16 protein-coding genes and 1 pseudogene are annotated in these 17,363 nt (G+C 56.0%); 11 read left to right on the forward strand and 6 right to left on the reverse strand.

What is annotated here, in order from left to right; all coding sequences use genetic code 11:
* Positions 1 to 47: 47 nt before the first annotated feature.
* The gene (gene pgeF / locus LN050_04095; protein ID UFS57016.1) at positions 48 to 905 is read right to left on the reverse strand and encodes a peptidoglycan editing factor PgeF; all 858 of its coding nucleotides are present in this window, start codon (positions 903 to 905) and stop codon (positions 48 to 50) included.
* A gap of 80 nt (positions 906 to 985) precedes the next feature.
* Between pgeF and LN050_04100 the strand changes: the two genes are divergently transcribed.
* The 5 genes from LN050_04100 (at position 986) to LN050_04120 (ending at position 5,664) form a co-directional block, all read left to right on the forward strand.
* On the forward strand, positions 986 to 1,954 hold the full coding sequence (locus tag LN050_04100) for a class I SAM-dependent methyltransferase (protein ID UFS57017.1): 969 nt from the start codon (positions 986 to 988) through the stop codon (positions 1,952 to 1,954).
* Between the two features lie 90 nt (positions 1,955 to 2,044).
* Positions 2,045 to 3,076: a TRAP transporter substrate-binding protein gene (locus LN050_04105; GenBank protein ID UFS57018.1), complete on the forward strand. Its 1,032-nt coding sequence runs from the start codon at positions 2,045 to 2,047 to the stop codon at positions 3,074 to 3,076.
* A gap of 121 nt (positions 3,077 to 3,197) precedes the next feature.
* Positions 3,198 to 3,725, forward strand: coding sequence for a TRAP transporter small permease (locus tag LN050_04110; GenBank protein ID UFS57019.1), 528 nt, complete (start codon positions 3,198 to 3,200; stop codon positions 3,723 to 3,725).
* The gene (locus LN050_04115; GenBank protein ID UFS57020.1) at positions 3,722 to 5,053 is read left to right on the forward strand and encodes a TRAP transporter large permease; all 1,332 of its coding nucleotides are present in this window, start codon (positions 3,722 to 3,724) and stop codon (positions 5,051 to 5,053) included. Before LN050_04110 ends, LN050_04115 begins: the two co-directional genes overlap by 4 nt.
* A 44-nt stretch (positions 5,054 to 5,097) precedes the next feature.
* Positions 5,098 to 5,664, forward strand: coding sequence for an NUDIX hydrolase (locus LN050_04120; protein ID UFS57021.1), 567 nt, complete (start codon positions 5,098 to 5,100; stop codon positions 5,662 to 5,664).
* Between the two features lie 68 nt (positions 5,665 to 5,732).
* Here LN050_04120 and parC read toward each other — a convergent pair whose 3' ends face one another.
* Positions 5,733 to 8,084 (reverse strand): DNA topoisomerase IV subunit A, encoded by a 2,352-nt coding sequence (gene parC, locus LN050_04125; GenBank protein UFS57312.1) that lies wholly within the window; start codon positions 8,082 to 8,084, stop codon positions 5,733 to 5,735.
* 11 nt (positions 8,085 to 8,095) lie between these two features.
* On the reverse strand, positions 8,096 to 10,078 hold the full coding sequence (locus LN050_04130) for a type IIA DNA topoisomerase subunit B (protein UFS57022.1): 1,983 nt from the start codon (positions 10,076 to 10,078) through the stop codon (positions 8,096 to 8,098).
* A 122-nt stretch (positions 10,079 to 10,200) separates the two neighbouring features.
* On the opposite strand from LN050_04130, the gene LN050_04135 reads away from it, so the two are divergent.
* From LN050_04135 to bamC, 5 genes are all read left to right on the forward strand, one after another.
* Complete coding sequence (locus LN050_04135; GenBank protein UFS57023.1) at positions 10,201 to 11,421, forward strand: MFS transporter; 1,221 nt, start codon at positions 10,201 to 10,203, stop codon at positions 11,419 to 11,421.
* Positions 11,422 to 11,480: 59 nt separating this feature from the next.
* Positions 11,481 to 11,681, forward strand: a complete 201-nt coding sequence (locus tag LN050_04140) for a hypothetical protein (protein ID UFS57024.1) — start codon at positions 11,481 to 11,483, stop codon at positions 11,679 to 11,681.
* A 12-nt stretch (positions 11,682 to 11,693) separates the two neighbouring features.
* A complete protein-coding gene (locus LN050_04145; protein ID UFS57025.1) occupies positions 11,694 to 12,266 on the forward strand; it encodes a class I SAM-dependent methyltransferase in 573 nt (190 codons plus the stop codon).
* Between the two features lie 101 nt (positions 12,267 to 12,367).
* Positions 12,368 to 13,255 carry a 4-hydroxy-tetrahydrodipicolinate synthase gene (gene dapA / locus LN050_04150; GenBank protein ID UFS57026.1) on the forward strand — a complete coding sequence of 296 codons (888 nt, stop codon included), beginning with the start codon at positions 12,368 to 12,370 and terminating at the stop codon, positions 13,253 to 13,255.
* 95 nt (positions 13,256 to 13,350) lie between these two features.
* Positions 13,351 to 14,463 carry an outer membrane protein assembly factor BamC gene (gene bamC / locus LN050_04155; GenBank protein ID UFS57027.1) on the forward strand — a complete coding sequence of 371 codons (1,113 nt, stop codon included), beginning with the start codon at positions 13,351 to 13,353 and terminating at the stop codon, positions 14,461 to 14,463.
* 113 nt (positions 14,464 to 14,576) lie between these two features.
* Here the strand turns inward: bamC and LN050_04160 are convergent, their stop codons facing one another.
* Positions 14,577 to 14,795, reverse strand: a complete 219-nt coding sequence (locus tag LN050_04160; GenBank protein ID UFS57028.1) for a hypothetical protein — start codon at positions 14,793 to 14,795, stop codon at positions 14,577 to 14,579.
* Positions 14,796 to 15,046: 251 nt separating this feature from the next.
* Positions 15,047 to 16,146, reverse strand: a pseudogene (locus tag LN050_04165) (cupin domain-containing protein).
* Positions 16,147 to 16,259: 113 nt separating this feature from the next.
* On the opposite strand from LN050_04165, the gene LN050_04170 reads away from it, so the two are divergent.
* The gene (locus LN050_04170; GenBank protein ID UFS57029.1) at positions 16,260 to 16,850 is read left to right on the forward strand and encodes an FKBP-type peptidyl-prolyl cis-trans isomerase; all 591 of its coding nucleotides are present in this window, start codon (positions 16,260 to 16,262) and stop codon (positions 16,848 to 16,850) included.
* 62 nt (positions 16,851 to 16,912) lie between these two features.
* Here the strand turns inward: LN050_04170 and dut are convergent, their stop codons facing one another.
* Positions 16,913 to 17,362 (reverse strand): dUTP diphosphatase, encoded by a 450-nt coding sequence (dut, locus tag LN050_04175; protein ID UFS57030.1) that lies wholly within the window; start codon positions 17,360 to 17,362, stop codon positions 16,913 to 16,915.
* Position 17,363 lies beyond the last annotated feature (1 nt).

A 17,363-nucleotide genomic window follows, 5' to 3' on the forward strand; every position in this document is an offset into this window, starting at 1 on the left:
AGCCGACGAATTGGCTAAAGTACAGCGCAGCAACCAAGCCCCGCCGCCTACCCCGCCAGACCAATAAGCGCGGCCATGCGCCCACTGCTGCCCAACACAGCATGGTCTCGCCTGTGCGAAAAATACAAATCGGGGTTGGCAACGGTGCACCAAGTCGGCGTAGCGTCGTTGCCGTGCACCTGCTCCACACCCAAACCTTGAAGCAACTGCACAGCCAACTTGGGCAAGTTGGCCCAATACTTGGGTGTCGCCGCATTACTCGCCGCCCTGACTTGTGGCACAAAGCAATCTGAAGCCTGCGCAAACACGTTAGGCTGATTTACAAATGCGTGGCGCACCTCTGGGCCCACCTCAAACGCATGGGGACCAATGCAAGGCCCCAGCCACACGCTCAACTCGCGGCACAAGTCTGGCACGCTGCAATGTGCTTGCTGGGCCATGGCGGCCAATGTGGCTTGCAATACACCACCGGCCATACCGCGCCAACCGGCATGGGCAGCACCCACCAAGGGCAATCGCTTGTGGGCGAACAACGCAGGCAAACAATCTGCAACCATTACAGTGGCCGCCAAACCTGGCGTGGCGCACACCACGGCGTCGGCTTGCACATCGTCCTCAAGCGTTTGCTCAGTCAACACGTGCACATGCAAGCCGTGTACCTGACGCATAAAGCACGGCTTCAAGCCCACGCCTTGCGCCAGTAGCTGCCGGTTGGCCAGGCAGCTACTCGGCTCATCGCCTATGTGATTGCCAAGGTTCAGGCTGTCAAAAGGCGGTTGCGATACGCCACCACGGCGCTGCGTCATGAACGCTACCACGTTGGCTGGCGCATCCCAATGCACAGGCATGCCCAACTTGGACAAGGTGTCGGGGTGGTGTGCGTTAGGCTGCTGGCTGGCATTCATAGATCACTACTATAGTACTATACAATCCTGCTACTGAGCTTGAATGTAAAGCCGCAACGACCAGCCAACTCGCCTGCCACATGCAAGCCTTACTCGATACCATCGCAACACTAACTTTAGATACCAGCGACCAAGCCAATGCACAGCGCGTGTTTCATGGCCGCGGAGGCAGCTACCCTGGCTGTGAGCAATGGACACTGGACTGGTTTGCACCCGTGTGGCTGCTCACCAGCTTTAAACCCGCAGATGACCACAGTTTGCAGCAAATTGGTGATGCACTGGCCAAACGCTGGGGCGCTATTGCGCCCGCTGGGCAAGCGCTGAATTGGGTGTTCCAGTGTCGGGGCAGCAACCCTATACACACGCAATTGATGTCCGGCGCAGTGCCTGAACCTCACCACGTGAGCGAGCATGGTGCGCTGTTTAAAGTGCATGTGCTCAAAGGCCAAAACCACGGCCTGTTTTTAGACATGGCCAACGCGCGCCAATGGGTGTTTGACTGGGTATCGCAGCACCCAGCCACACTGAACCCCAACCCGTCTTTAAAAGTACTCAACTTGTTTGCCTACACCTGCGGGTTTTCAGTAGCCGCGTTGCGCGCAGGAGCCAAGCATGTCACCAACGTGGACATGAGCGCAGGCGCACTGGCGTTGGGCCAGCTCAACCACCAAATCAACGGCCTGCATACTGGGGCCAGCTTTTTGCCGCACAACATTTTCAAGACTTGGGGCAAGGTCAACCGTGCCGGGCCCTACCATTTGGTCGTCATTGACCCGCCCAGCTTTCAAAAAGGCAGCTTTGTGGCCACCAAAGACTACGCCAAGTTGATAAGGCGCCTGCCTGAATTGGTGCGCCGCGGTGGTGTGGCTGTTTTGTGTCTCAACGCACCAGAGCTGGATACGGCTTTTTTAACCACCCAGGTTGCAGAGCTGGCGCCACAACTGCAACTGCTTCAACGCTTGCCCAACCCCAGTGCATTCACAGACGTTGAACCAGAACGCGCACTTAAAGTACTTGTGTATGGCTTGCCACCGGTGCTACCTGCGTGACACAACCATGGGTTTCTACCAATTCACCGACCGCTCGGTCGGTTTATTATTTGTTTGGATTTCATCAACCACAAGCAGGAGACAAGCTGCATGAAAAAAGTACTTAAGCATTCGCTGATCGCAGCCACCGTGATTGCAGCGGCAGCCGCCGCTCACGCAGAAACCATCACCTTGAAAGTGCATCACTTTTTAGGCCCACAGTCCATTCAACACACCACCATGCTGGGTGACTGGTGTAAAAACATTGAAAAGGACTCCAGCGGACGCTTGAACTGCCAAATTTATCCAGCTATGCAGCTGGGCGGCTCTCCCCCACAGTTGTTTGACCAAGCCAAAGACGGCATTGCAGACGTGGTGTGGACAGTGGCTGGTTACTCTGGCACGCGCTTTTCACGCATTCAAGTATTTGAGCTGCCGTTCATGATGACCAACGCTGAGGCCACCAGTGCAGCGGCTTGGGACTACGCGCAACGGTACGCGCAAGACGAATTCAAAGACGTGAAATTGCTGGCGGTACACGTACACGGCCCAGGCATCATCTTTACAAAAGACGCACCCATCACCAAACTGGCCGACTTCAAAGGTAAAAAGCTGCGCGGCCCAACCAAGCAGATCACGCAAATGTTGAAAGACTTGGGTGCAACACCGGTGCCAATGCCAGTGCCTGCCGTTCCTGAGGCCTTGTCCAAGGGCGTGATCGACGGTGCGGTGATTCCTTACGAAGTGGCACCTGGTTTGCGTGTGCAAGAACTGACCAACTTCACGTCAGAGCCAGACCCCAGCTTTAACGCGTTGTACACAACCGTGTTTGTGGTACCCATGAATAAGGCCAAGTACGACTCACTACCCAAAGATTTGCAGGCCGTGATCGATAAAAACTCTGGTCGCGATTACTCTGCCTTTTTGGGTAAGACCCAAGCGGGCAACGATGCACCAGGCAAAAAGAAGTTTGAGGCGGCTGCCAACCAGACCATCACCATCATTCCAAAATCCGAGCTGGAAAACTGGAAAAAAGCCACCGCCAATCTGGACGCCCAATGGGTTAAAGAAATGAATGGACGAGGCTACAAGGGCCAAGAGCTGCTTGATTCAGCACGCAAGCTGATCAGCGACAACAGCTGAGCAAATACCCTGGTTGCTGGCGCTTAGCGAGAGAATGGCGGAGGAGTCTCCGCCATTTTTTTGCCCTACACTGACCCAAACAACAGACTCACCAACCCGTTGACTGCGGAGATTCAAAAGCTTGGCTGACCTTCTTACACCGACTATCACGTCTGGCGATGACACCTCCGTACTCGCCATCGCACTGGAAAAATCTGCCAAAGTGTTCGCCATGCTGTCTGGCTTGGCGCTGGTAGGCATGGCGCTCATGTCACTCACCAGCATTGTGGGACGTACATTTTTTGATGCACCCGTGTTGGGCGACTATGAGTTGGTACAAATCGCCTGTGCTGCCGCAGTCAGCCTCGCGCTGCCTTACACGCAGTGGGTGCGTGGCCATGTCATTGTGGATTTTTTCACTGCAAAGGCCAATGTCACGCTGGTGCTTTTATTGGACGGCATAGCCAATGCCATATTGTCCGTATTCGCTTTGGCTTTTGCATGGCGTATGTGGGTCAATATGGTGGACCTCATGGACGGTTGGGACGCGTCGCTGATGCTCAACATACCCACATGGTGGGGGTATGTGCCCATGGTGCCGTCGTTCTTGTTATTGGGTCTTATTGCTGCCTACCACTGCGTAGCTGACATTCGGAGCGTGCGCGCATGATGGGCTTTACTGGAATCGAGTTGGGCGGCATCATGTTCGCCTTCATGCTGGTGTTGCTGGCATTGCGCATGCACATTGGCGTGGCCATGTTGCTCACTGGCTCTGTTGGCTACATAGCCGTAGCAGGCTTTGACCCGCTGATGGCTTACTTCAAGGGTGCAGCCTACGCGCGCTACTCCATTTACGACTTATCCGTCGTGCCATTATTTTTGCTCATGGGGCAATTTGCGACGCACGGCGGCCTGTCCAAAGCCTTGTTCAAAGCAGGCAACGCCATGATTGGGCACTGGCGCGGTGGCATGGCCATGGGCGCTGTAACAGCCTGTGCGGGCTTTGGTGCCATCTGCGGCTCATCATTGGCCACTGCCGCCACCATGGGGCAAGTGGCACTGCCTGAACTCAAAAAACACGGCTACTCAGAGCGCTTGTCGGCTGCAGCCATTGCCGCTGGTGGCACATTGGGCATCTTGATTCCGCCCTCAGTCCCCTTGGTGATCTACGCCATCATCACAGAGCAAAATATTGCCAAAATGTTTTTGGCTGCGTTTATTCCCGGCATATTGGCGGCTGTGGGCTATATGGTGGTCATCAGCATCATTGCGCGCATCAGCCCACAGGATGCACCACGAGGCACCAGGTTCACCCTGGCCCAGCGTTTGCAAGCCTTGGCCGAGACATGGCCTGTGATCCTGATTTTTGTGGTGGTTATTGGCGGAATTTATGGCGGTATCTTTACACCTACCGAAGCTGCATCCATAGGCACATTGGCCACAGCTATAGTGGCCTGGACCTCTGGCGGCCTGAAGGGGCGTGGCTTTTTTGACTGCATTTATGGCGCAGCAGGTGCTACCGGCATGATCTTTTTAATCTTGCTTGGCGCAGACATCTTGAACGTGTTTTTGGCACTGACCCAAGTACACACTGAGCTGGCCAACTGGGTAGTGGGCATGAACCTGCCACCACTGGCGGTGCTGGCCGTCATCATAGTCATCTACTTGGTATTGGGCTGCATCATGGACAGCCTGTCCATGATTTTGCTCACCATTCCTATCTTTTTCCCCATCATCATGGGTATTGATTTGTGGGGTTTGGCACCCGACGACAAGGCCATTTGGTTTGGTATCTTGGCCCTGATGGTCGTGGAGGTGGGTCTGATCACGCCGCCTGTAGGCATGAACGTATTCATCATCAGCGCCATGGCTAAAGATGTACCCATGAAGGAAATCTTTAAAACCATACTGCCATTTTTGGCCTCTGACTTTGCGCGCATTGGCTTGCTGGTATTCTTTCCATCCATCGCGCTGGTTATCTTTCAAATACTGAGCTAGCAGCGCACAAAACAAGCACCCCACACCAGCAGACCACACCAGATATGCAAGCCGATAGAACATCCAAATTTTGTCGCGCTTGCGGTGCACCAACGCAGGCGCGTTTGCCAGACGATGGCGACAGCAAATTGCGCGCGGTGTGCACCAAGTGCGACACAGTGCACTATGTCAACCCACTCAATGTAGTGGGCAGCATAGCCGTATGGCCAGGCCCCAATGGTCCGCAGGTGCTGCTGTGCAAGCGTAACATTGAGCCACGCAAAGGCAAATGGACACTGCCAGCTGGCTTTATGGAAATGGGCGAGTCAGCGGCTCAGGGGGCGGCGCGTGAAACCATAGAAGAGGCAGGTGCGACCTTCACCATGGGCCCGCTGTTTTCGCTGATCAGCGTCACCCACGTGGGTCAGGTGCACTTTTTTTACCAAGCCACACTCACCAGCGACCGGTTTGACCCGGGCATAGAAACCCAGGAGGCTAGGCTGTTCAGCGCTGCAGACATACCTTGGGATGAGTTGGCGTTCAGGACCGTACAGGAAACCTTGGCACTGTACTTCAAGCAGTCTAAAGCCCAACTTGACAGCGGCCTTGTTCACGAGCTGGTGCTTTCGTAACACAACAAACACCAGCTCACAGTCAACACGCTAACGCGCCAACGAGCTGATCTGCGCGAACAGCACCGTCAGACCACTCGGGTCACCGCATTGGGTTTAAAGCCCAAGTCAGAAGCCTTGCCCTTTCGTGCTCTAGCACCTTTGGCATTGTTCAGGCTTCTGATTTCCAGCGTTTCCTCGCGCGCTTTGCCGCCACGTCCAATGCCGCTGATACTCACGCTGCGCACATAGGCGGCAGCGCCTGCCAGCGTGTCTTTGGCCTCTAGATCAATCAGCATCAAGCCGCGACCGCCTTTGGCCATGTGCTTTAGCTCGGCGAGGTCGAAAGTCAGTACACGCCCGCCGGTAGACGCACACGCCACGTGCGTCGCCATTTGCAAGCTGTCAAATTCAGGCACGCCATCTATATCGCGCGGCTTGCCCAACAATGGGCTGGGGCGGTTGATGGTGGCACCAGCTGCCACATTGATGAACGACTTGCCCGCTTTTTGGCGGCTCACCATGTCTTGCACCTGCGCCACAAAACCATAGCCGTCCGAGGTCGACAACACATAACCCGTGGTTGGTGCACCTGCAACGTAATGCACAGGCTGTGTACCAGCTTCCAGCTCTATGAGTGTGGTGATGGGCTGACCGTCGCCACGCCCACCTGGCAAGGCAGCCACGGGTACAGAGTAGGTGCGCCCTGCACTGCCCAGCACAATGAGTGTGTCAACACTGCGGCACTCGAATGCCCCGTATAGCTGGTCGCCAGCCTTGAACGCAAAGGCATCAGCGGCGTGTCCATGACCAGCGCGCGTGCGTACCCAACCCTTGTCAGACACCACCACAGTCACAGGCTCATCCACAATTTTGATTTCAGCCACGACACGCTTTTCAGCTTGTACCAGTGTGCGTCTGTCGTCACCAAAGGTTTTGGCATCGGCTTCAATTTCTTTAACCATGAGCTTTTTCAAGCTGGTGGGGTTGTCCAAAACGTCTTGCAATCTGGTTTGGTCTTCACGCAGTTTGGCCAGCTCTTGCTCAATTTTGATGGCCTCTAGTCTGGCCAACTGGCGCAAGCGAATTTCGAGAATGTCTTCGGCTTGCCGGTCTGACAACTTAAAACGCTCTACCAGAGCGGCTTTAGGCTCATCGCTTTGACGAATGATGGCGATCACCTCGTCAATATTGAGCAACACCGTTTGGCGGCCTTCCAAAATATGGATGCGGTCCAGGACCTTGGCCAAACGGCTTTGTGTGCGCCTGGTAATGGTGGTTTGCCTAAAGCTCACCCACTCCACCAACATCTGGCGCAACGACTTGGGCACGGGCTTGCCGTCAATACCCACCATGGTGAGGTTGATGCTGGATGAGGTCTCCAAGCTGGTGTGCGCCAGCAACTGCGTGGTGAGTTCTTCTTGCGAAATGCTGCGGGTTTTGGGCTCGAACACCAAGCGCACCGCAGCCTCTTTGCCAGACTCATCACGCACCCCGTCCAACACCGCCAGCATGCTGGCCTTGAGCTGGGTCTGGTCGGCTGTTAACGCCTTTTTGCCAGTCTTCACTTTGGGATTGGTGATGTCCTCAATTTCTTCAAGTACTTTTTGCGTACTCACGCCTGGCGGCAACTCGGTCACCACCATTTGCCACTGGCCACGTGCCAAGTCTTCAATCACCCAGCGCGCGCGCACTTTGAGGCTACCGCGCCCGGTTTTGTATGCCTGCGCAATTTCATGCGCGGTGCTGATAATCTGGCCACCGCCTGGGTAATCGGGTGCGGGCAGCAGCTCTAGCAAGGCCTCGTCGCTGATAGCAGGTTGCTTGACCAAAGCCACACAGGCAGTGGCTACTTCGCGCAAGTTGTGACTGGGTATTTCGGTGGCCATGCCCACTGCAATACCGCTGGCACCGTTGAGCAAGGTAAAGGGCAAACGCGCTGGCAACTGGCGTGGCTCTTCGGTAGAGCCGTCGTAGTTGGCAACAAAGTCAACCGTGCCCTCATCGATTTCATCCAGCAACACGCTGGTGATTTTGGCCAGGCGTGCCTCTGTGTAGCGCATGGCAGCAGCACCGTCGCCGTCGCGGCTACCAAAATTGCCCTGCCCGTCAATCAGTGGGTAGCGCTGGCTAAAGTCTTGCGCCATGCGCACCAAGGCGTCATAGGCGGCTTGGTCGCCATGTGGATGAAACCGGCCCAGCACATCACCCACCACGCGCGCACTTTTAACGGGCTTGGGTGCGCCGGACGCGCCATAGCCCAGCCCCATGCGCTGCATGGCGTACAAAATGCGGCGCTGCACAGGCTTTTGGCCGTCGCAAACGTCTGGCAAGGCACGGCCCTTGACCACACTTAACGCGTATTCAAGATAGGCGCGCTGGGCGTAGCCCGCCAAGCTATCGTCACTGCCGCTGCTGGGCATGGCCACTGGTTGCTGCATGTCGTCGCTCATTAGATATCCACCTCAATCTCGTCGCTAAAGCGCTCCATCAGTTCTCGACGTGCGGCTGCTTCGCCTTTGCCCATGAGCTTGTTGAACTCGTCGGCTGTGCCTTGTGCGCCCCACTCGCCCAAGGTCACCGGCAGCAAGCGACGCGTGTCCGGGTTGAGCGTGGTGTCCCACAGCTGCGTGGCGCTCATCTCGCCCAAGCCTTTAAAGCGGCTGATGCTCCAGCTGCCTTCACGCACATTGTCTTTGCGCAGTTTGTCCAATATGGCCGTCATCTCGCCTTCGTCAAGTGCATAAAACTTGGCGGCTGGCTTTTTGCCGCGCGCTGGCGCATCCACCCTGAACAACGGTGGTCTGGCCACGTAAACGTTGCCTGTTTCTATGAGCTTGGGGAAGTGCTTGAAGAACAGGGTAAGCAGCAACACCTGGATGTGTGAGCCGTCAACGTCGGCATCAGACAGTATGCAAATCTTGCCGTAGCGCAGGCCGCTTAGGTCTGGCGTGTCTGAGGGACTGTGTGGGTCAACACCAATGGCCACGGCAATGTCGTGAATTTCGTTGTTGGCAAAAAGCCTGTCTTTATCGACTTCCCACGTGTTGAGCACTTTGCCACGCAGGGGCAAGATAGCCTGGCTTTCTTTATCGCGCCCCATTTTGGCGCTACCGCCAGCCGAGTCACCCTCTACCAAAAACAGCTCATTGTGGCTGATGTCTCGGCTTTCGCAGTCTGTGAGTTTGCCTGGCAGAACCGCCACGCCAGAGCCCTTGCGCTTCTCGACTTTTTGACCTGCTTTTTGCCGGTGTTGCGCCGCCTTGATCACCAGCTCAGCCAGCTTTTTACCGTGCTCTACATGCTCGTTGAGCCACAACTCAAAGGCTGGACGCACAAAGCTGGACACCAGACGCACCGCATCCCGGCTGTTCAGGCGCTCTTTGATCTGCCCTTGAAATTGCGGGTCAAGCACCTTGGCAGACAACACATAGCTGGCGCGCGCAAACACGTCTTCAGGCAACAGCTTCACGCCTTTTGGCAGCAGTGCGTGAAAGTCAATAAAGCTTTTCACGGCGGTAAACAAGCCATCGCGCAAGCCGCTGTCGTGCGTACCACCAGCAGTGGTTGGAATAAGGTTGACGTAGCTCTCACGCACCGGCTGGCCCTCGTCGGTAAAGGCCACACACCAAGATGCGCCCTCGCCTTCGGCAAACGCGTCATTGTTGCGGTCTGCAAACCCCTCGCCCTCAAACATGGGGATGACAGGGTCGGCGTTGACGTTTTGCGTGAGGTAGTCACGCAAGCCGCCTTTGTATTGCCACTGCTGGGTGTCACCCGATTTCTCTGCCACCAAGGTCACAATCACGCCGGGCATGAGTACCGCCTTGGAGCGCAGCAAATGGGTCAACTCGCCCAGCGGCAATGTACTGGACTCAAAGTAGCTGGCCTGCGGCCACACGCGCACAGTGGTACCGGTTTTTCGCTCGCCTGCGGCCAATGCGCGCTTGGTCAGTGGCTCAATCACATCGCCTTGCGCAAATACCAAAGTGGCGCACTGGCCCTCGCGGTGGCTGGTCACTTCAAGTCGTGTTGACAGCGCGTTGGTGACGCTCACGCCCACACCGTGCAAGCCACCCGAAAAGCTGTAGGCGCCACCTGAGCCTTTGTCAAACTTGCCGCCTGCGTGCAGCTTGGTAAACACTAGCTCCACCACGGGCGCGTTTTCTTCAGGATGCATGCCAAACGGAATACCGCGGCCATCGTCCTCAATGGTGACCGAGCCATCTGTGTGCAACACCACCTTGATGCGCTTGCCGTGCCCAGCCAACGCCTCGTCTGCGGCGTTGTCCAAGACCTCTTGCACGATGTGCAATGGATTGTCTGTACGCGTGTACATGCCCGGGCGCTGCTTGACCGGCTCTAAGCCTTTGAGCACGCGAATAGAGCTCTCGCCGTATGCGTTGTCTGCTATGGAAGTATTTTGAGTAGCCATGGCCGCAAATTGTAGCGACATCTCAAGCCGATCACTGTAAATAAACACAGCGCAGTATGAAAAGCCAGTGGTTTTGTCCGCACATGACTGCTGCGCTTTACCTTTACCGCTACATTACTGCCATGACTCCAGCAAACAAACCACTCTCTTTGGTACAAGTCCTAATGTGCGGCGCTGCTATCGTGACGCTGTCTATGGGTGTGCGACATGGCTTTGGCTTGTGGCTACAACCTATTACGCAAGAGCAGGGTTGGAGTCGGGAAGCGTTTTCGCTGGCCATCGCCATTCAAAACCTCTCCTGGGGCTTGTTTGGCATTTTCGCCGGCATGGTCGCAGACAAATTTGGCGCGTTTAAGGTCATCGTGGCAGGTGCCGTGTTGTATGCCCTGGGCTTAATAGGCATGGCCACCGCCAACACCCCACTGGGCTTTGCGCTGACCACAGGTGTGCTGATTGGGGCTGCGCAAGCTGGTACAACCTACGCCGTCATATACGGCGTGATAGGGCGCAATGTGCCCGCCGAAAAGCGATCGTGGGCCATGGGTGTCGCTGCCGCTGCGGGCTCGTTTGGCCAGTTCCTGATGGTGCCTGTTGAAGGACAGCTGATATTCCAGCTGGGTTGGCACAACGCTTTGTTGGTGCTGGCAGCAGCCGTATTGCTGATGGTACCGCTGGCCATTGGCTTGCGTGAGAAACACTTGAGTGGACCCAGCGCTATTCCTCGCGAACAAACCATACTGCAAGCCCTGCGCGAAGCCATGCGCTACCGCAGCTTTCAATTGCTGATGGCAGGCTACTTTGTATGCGGCTTCCAGGTGGTGTTTATTGGCGTGCACATGCCCAGCTACTTGAAAGACGAGGGTCTGTCACCAGTGGTTGCCAGCTACGCCCTGGCGCTAATCGGTTTGTTCAATGTGTTTGGCACCTATGCAGCTGGCGCACTGGGCCAACGCTTGGCCAAGCGCAAGATTTTGGCGTTTATTTACCTTGCACGCGCCGTCGTCATCACCCTATTTATCGCAGCGCCACTAACCCCCATGAGCGTGTACATATTCTCTGCCGTCATGGGCGTGCTGTGGCTGTCAACAGTGCCGCCTACCAACGCCATCGTGGCAGGCATTTTTGGCGTGCAGCACCTCAGCATGCTGGGTGGCTTTGTCTTCTTCAGCCACCAAATTGGCAGCTTTATGGGCGTTTGGATGGGCGGCGTGCTGTACGACAGCACTGGCAGCTACGACGTGGTGTGGTACCTGGCCATTGCCCTTGGCGTGTTTGCAGCGCTCATCAACCTGCCCATCAAAGAGCAAGCCATTGATCGCGCGCCACAAGCGCTGGCAGCCTGATGCTGCCTGACTTGTATTGAAAACTGCCCTGCGCCAGCAAACTGCGTTACGCTAGCATGATGTCATCCACTCACACCAAGGTTCAACCCGCCACCACGCCTACCAGCCAACCAGCTGAAGGGGCGAAAGTTGCGCGCTACTGGCCTTTGTGGGTAGTCGCTACAGCAATGAGTGCCAGCCTGATGTGGGGCGTGTTCACCATGTACACCCGCCCTGACTTTGTAGTTGACATGGCCAACCAACTGTGGAGCTGCTTTTAAGCCCCTTGTTGCATGACAAACACTTTGCATGGGCAAGGACTGCCCTCTCAATGGCTGCAACGCTGGCAGCACCTGCTGCCAAACAACGCCCATGCGCTTGATGTAGCCTGCGGCGCTGGACGTCATACCCGCCACCTGCTAAGCCTTGGCCATCAGGTCACGGCGGTCGACAGAGACGCTCAAGCGCTGTCCCATCTGCAAGACACCACAGCGGTTTGCATGGTGGCCGACTTGGAACAGGACGACTGGCCTTTTGCAGCACAGGTGTTTGACGCCGTGGTGATAACCAACTATTTGTGGCGGCCTTTGTTTGGGCCAATCATGGGCAGCCTCAAGCCCGGCGGCGTGTTGCTGTTTGAGACCTTCGCTATCGGGCAAGAAACCATTGGCAAACCCAGTCGTGCAGCTTTTTTGCTGGCACCGGGTGAGGCACTCACCTTGTGCGCCCCTTTGCACGTTGTGGCGTTTGAAAACGGCTTTGAGCCAGCAACGCCTGAATCAGCGCCCAGGTTTGTGCAGCGCATTGTGGCCACCAAGCCTACAGCCGAAGACCAATCGCCCCAGCGTCACCTGTTGCGCGCCTGACTTAAAACACCACCACAGCTTTACCAGGTCCCTTCTTTTAGGTAGCGTGCACTGGGTAGAATGTGCGACAACCATACAAACTTCAACCCTATTGGTACACCATGAGCATGATTACCGGCAGCCTTGTTGCCTTGATTACTCCAATGCTGGACAACGGCGACGTTGACTACGACGGATTGCGCAAACTGATTGACTGGCACATAGACCAAGGCACAGACTGCATTGGCGTCGTGGGTACCACTGGCGAGTCGCCCACCGTCAGCGTGCAAGAGCATTGCGACATCATTCGCGTATCGGTCGAGCAAGCGCGCGGGCGTGTGCCTATCATGGCTGGCTGCGGTGCCAACTCAACGTCTGAGGCCATAGAGCTGGCGCGCTACGCCAAAGACGTGGGCGCTGACTGCCAGCTGCAAGTCGTGCCCTACTACAACAAGCCCACGCAAGAGGGCATGTACCAGCACTTCAAGGCAATCGCCGAGGCTGTAGACCTGCCCATGGTGTTGTACAACGTGCCAGGTCGATCAGTCGCTGATATGCAACTGGAGACAGTCCTGCGCCTGGCCCAGCTACCAGGCATTGTTGGCATCAAAGAGGCCACAGGCGACATCAACCGTGCGCTGTGGCTCATCAAGACTGCGCCGGCCGACTTCGCGATTTACTCCGGTGACGACCCAACAGCTGTGGCTTTGATTTTGCTGGGCGGTCACGGCAATATTTCTGTGACAGCCAACGTTGCACCCAAAGCCATGAGTGATTTGTGTGCCGCCGCTTTGCGCGGCGACGCCAAAGAGGCCGCGGCCAAACAATTGGCGCTGATGCCTTTGCACAAAGCCTTGTTTGTGGAGGCCAACCCCATTCCGGTCAAGTGGGCCAGTGCACGTTTGGGTTTGTCAAACAAAGCCATTCGCCTGCCCATGACACAACTGACAACTGAAGCGCAAGCCACAGTTGAAGCGGCGCTGCGCGAGTGTGGCTTGCTGAGCGCTTAAACGGCTTGGACCATGCGCTTGGGCTTTGTAGAGCTGCCTAACTTTTAACTGTTAACTTTGTGGTGTGTCACACCACTACTTGGGAATCATTGTTTATGTCTTCATCACGCATTGCCAACTTTTTTAAGCGCAGCGCCATCACCACATGCGTCTCGCTGGCCGTGGTAGCGCTGTCTGGCTGCTCTGTGCTGCAAGAAGAAAAAGTGGACTACAAAACCGCACGCAAAGGCAGCGCGCTTGAGGTGCCACCAGACCTGACGCAACTGCAAAGCGATTCACGCTACCAAACGCCCGGTGCCAGCGTGCGCGCCAGCGAATTTCAATCAGACGCCAACGCGCCTGCCGCACCTGCAGCTGCCAGCCAGGTGGGTGACGTGCGCCTGGAGCGCCAGGGCAACCAGCGCTGGCTGGTCGTCAAGCGCACGCCAGAAGCACTGTGGGATCCCGTACGCGACTTTTGGCAAGACAGCGGCTTTTTGCTGGACACAGACAACAAGGCCCTGGGCATCATGGAGACCGACTGGGCCGAGAACCGCGCCAAGCTGCCACAAGACTTCATACGCGAGAGCTTGGGCAAACTGTTTGAAAGCCTTTACTCCACCGGCGAATTGGACAAATTCCGTACACGTATGGAGCGTAACAACCAAGGCGAAACTGAAATTTACATCGCCCACCGCGGCATGATTGAGGTGTACACCAACCAGTCAGAAGACCAAACCCGTTGGCAGCCGCGCGCTACTGACGCAGAACTTGAAAACGAATTTTTGCGCCGTCTCATGCTGAGGCTGGGCGCTACCAACGAGCAGGCCGCGCAAGCCTCTGCACAAGCCGCGCCCCTGCCCAAAGCCACTGTTGCAACTGGCGCACAAGGCCCAGAGCTGTCCATGGCTGAGCCCTTTGACCGTGGCTGGCGCCGTGTGGGCTTGGCGCTTGACCGCACCGGCTTTACCGTCGAGGACCGCGACCGCAGCACCGGCACCTACTTTGTGCGCTACGCACAAGCGGTGGTAATGAAAAATGAAAATAAAGGCTTTTTCTCAAGCTGGTTTGGCTCTGATGACAAGCAAACAAAGGCACAGCAGTACCGTATTGTTGTCACCAGCGCCAACACCACGACCACTGTGCAAGTGCAGGATGCTCAAGGTGGCGCAGCGCCAGCAGACACCGCCAAGCGCATATTGACGGTACTGGCCAGCGACCTGAAATAAGGCCTCATGAGGGCGGCTTACTGCCCGCCAAAGCACAAAAAACCCCTGACTTCTGCGAGGTCAGGGGTTTTTTATTGCAACCGGTGATGACTCACCGGTGAAGCGGCCAGGACTTATTGCTTGGGCGCTTCTGCAGCAGGTGCCGCGTCAGCAGCAGGCGCTGCTTCTGTAGCAGGTGCTGTCTCAGCAACAGGAGCTGGCTCGGCAGCAGGCGCAGCAGCGGCTGGCGCCTCTGCGGGCATTGCTGCTTCTTCACTCTTGCCACATGCTGTCAAAGCAAATGCAGCCATTAATGCTGCCATTAATGCTGCCAACAATACTGATTTTTTCATGATGAAACCTACGTTAGAAAGGGTTGTGCTCAACAAAATACATTGCTAAAAAGCACGCTGTCAGGGGGCCGCACTGTTTTAGACAAGGCCATTCGATGTAGTCCTATATAACTAACATCCAATCTGCCGAGCGTAATCATATCCCTGGCCATTTACTAATGGATAACCCCTAAAAAATATTGTTCAAGAAGCCAAGAAAGCGTCAGAAAAAAACAACGACTTCTTCGAACAACCCACATCTAACTGCTTGTTTATTCTGCTTTTATATATATCCAGCCCGCCTCATACCATTCCGAGACTAACTCTAAAGCATCGTCGCTGAGTTGCCTTATTTGCCCTGTTTCTAATAGGCGTTTATCTGAAAACTTTTTAATTATTTTTGCATCCAGGCCAGACGCCTTAAAGCTCTCGCCATTGATAAACACATGGCGCTGGTCATAAAGCATGCGCGTTTGCGGGGCAAGGTACAACGCACATCGCCTGTCCCAGGCATGGTCAGGCGCTGTAAAAGAGACGCTTGGCTTAGGCTCAGTCATGACCTCTCCCAGTGCACACGCCAAGGCATTGGGCTCGCGCAACAAGCGCTGCACAGCGTCATGGGCAAAGTCCAGCAAGCCTGTGGCAACGCGCCCGGGTTGCTGGTGACTTGCGCCCCCTTGTCGCTGTACAGCTGATCGTCCTCGTACATCTCGCTCATACGCAGCAGCACCTCAGCGGCCAAGCCTGCCCGCGCAGGTGCTTTAAAACCCACGGACAGCGTCATGCACTCGCCATTCAAGGCCACGCCGTCATGCGCCCAGTTGGGTGGCAAATAAAGCATGTCCCCTGGCTCCAGGATAAAGGTTTGCTCGGGCTCAAAGTGGGCCAGTATTTTCAGCGGCATATCAGGCTTTAGCGACAAATCCTTTTGACGTCCAATACGCCACTGCCGGCTACCGTGTAACTGCAGCAAGAATACGTCGTAACTGTCAAAGTGCGGCCCCACGCCACCGCCAGCGGCCGCCCAAGAAATCATGATGTCGTCCAGACGCGCATCGGGCAAAAATCTAAATTGCTGTAACAGCTCGTAAGCGCGGTTGTCCAACGTGTCTACGCCCTGCACCAACATGGTCCAATTGGGCTGCGCCAATGCGGGCAGCGCGCGGCGCTTGAGTGGTCCGGCGCGCATATGCCACTGCGCCCCCTGGTCACCGTCGCCAACGTTTTGAATCAGGCGGGACTCCACGTCGGGGCGCTCAGCCAATGCAAACAACTGTTGACGAGTCATGATGCTGCCTGGCTGTGCAACAGCACCACGTATCAGAGCAGGCTTGCGTTGCCAGTGCTTGTCCATAAACCTCTGGGGAGGCATGCCGCCCAACACACCTGCGTGAGGGGCTTGTGCCGGACTGGACAAGACACGGGTAGTCTTGGCACGCGAGGTGCGGCTTGGTTTGCTTGTTTGATTCATGGGACAATTGTGCGATGAAAATTACTGAACAATGCGTCGTGGCACTGAGCTGGACGCTAAAAGATACTTTAGGCGAGGTTTTAGACCACACCGATGAGCCCACGGAATTTTTAGTTGGCGGTGATGACTTGCTGACGAAAATTGAGGATGCGCTCTTGGGCCACAGCGTTGGCGCATCGGTGCAACTGCAAATTGAACCCACGGACGCTTTTGGTGACTACAACGAGCAACTGGTCTTTCTGGAGCCGCGCAAGCTGTTTCCAAATCAGCTGGAAGAAGGTATGGTGTTTGAAGGCTTGCCTGCAGGCTGCAACGCTGAAGCCCCAAAAGACAAGTTGTTTTTTGTATCAGACATTTACCCAGAGCACGTGGTGCTAGACGCCAACCACCCGCTGGCTGGCATTGCCATTCGCTTAACGCTGAAGGTGCAACACGTTCGCGAAGCCACAGAGGCCGAAGTCGGAGCCGGCACCTTGGGGCGCGGCTTTTTTCGCATAGAGCCACCGCAGCCGACGTCAAGCAACGCGCTGGCCGCACATGATCATGAGCACGTCCATGATGAGCATTGCGGCCACGACGATGCCAATGGCAAGCACTTGCACTAGCAGCACTGTGCAGCCATTAAAAAAAGGGGCTTAGGCCCCTTTGTTGTGGGTGTTTTGCGCTGCTAGCGACGCCCCGTAGACCCGTAGCCACCCGCGCCGCGTTCACTGACCTCGCCAAACTCGGACACCTCACGAAACCGGGCTTGCACCACTGGCACTATGACCAGCTGCGCCAAGCGCTCCATGGGCCCTATGGTGAAGGCTTTGTCAGAGCGGTTCCACGCGCTCACCATCAGCTGACCTTGGTAATCGCTATCAATCAGCCCTACCAGGTTACCCAGCACAATGCCGTGCTTATGTCCCATGCCTGAGCGCGGCAAAATCATGGCTGCATAGGCCGGATCCGCCAGGTAAATCGCCATGCCTGTAGGCACCAGCTGCCAAGCATTGGCCTCCAATGTCAGTGGCGCGTCAAGGCATGCACGCAAATCGAGACCAGCGCTGCCTGGGGTGGCGTAAGAGGGCATGTTGTCCCTCAAACGCTGGTCCATTATTTTGATATCAACTTGCATA

The organism is Comamonadaceae bacterium M7527, from assembly GCA_021044545.1.
In the GTDB taxonomy this organism is placed as follows: Bacteria; Pseudomonadota; Gammaproteobacteria; order Burkholderiales; family Burkholderiaceae_C; genus RS62.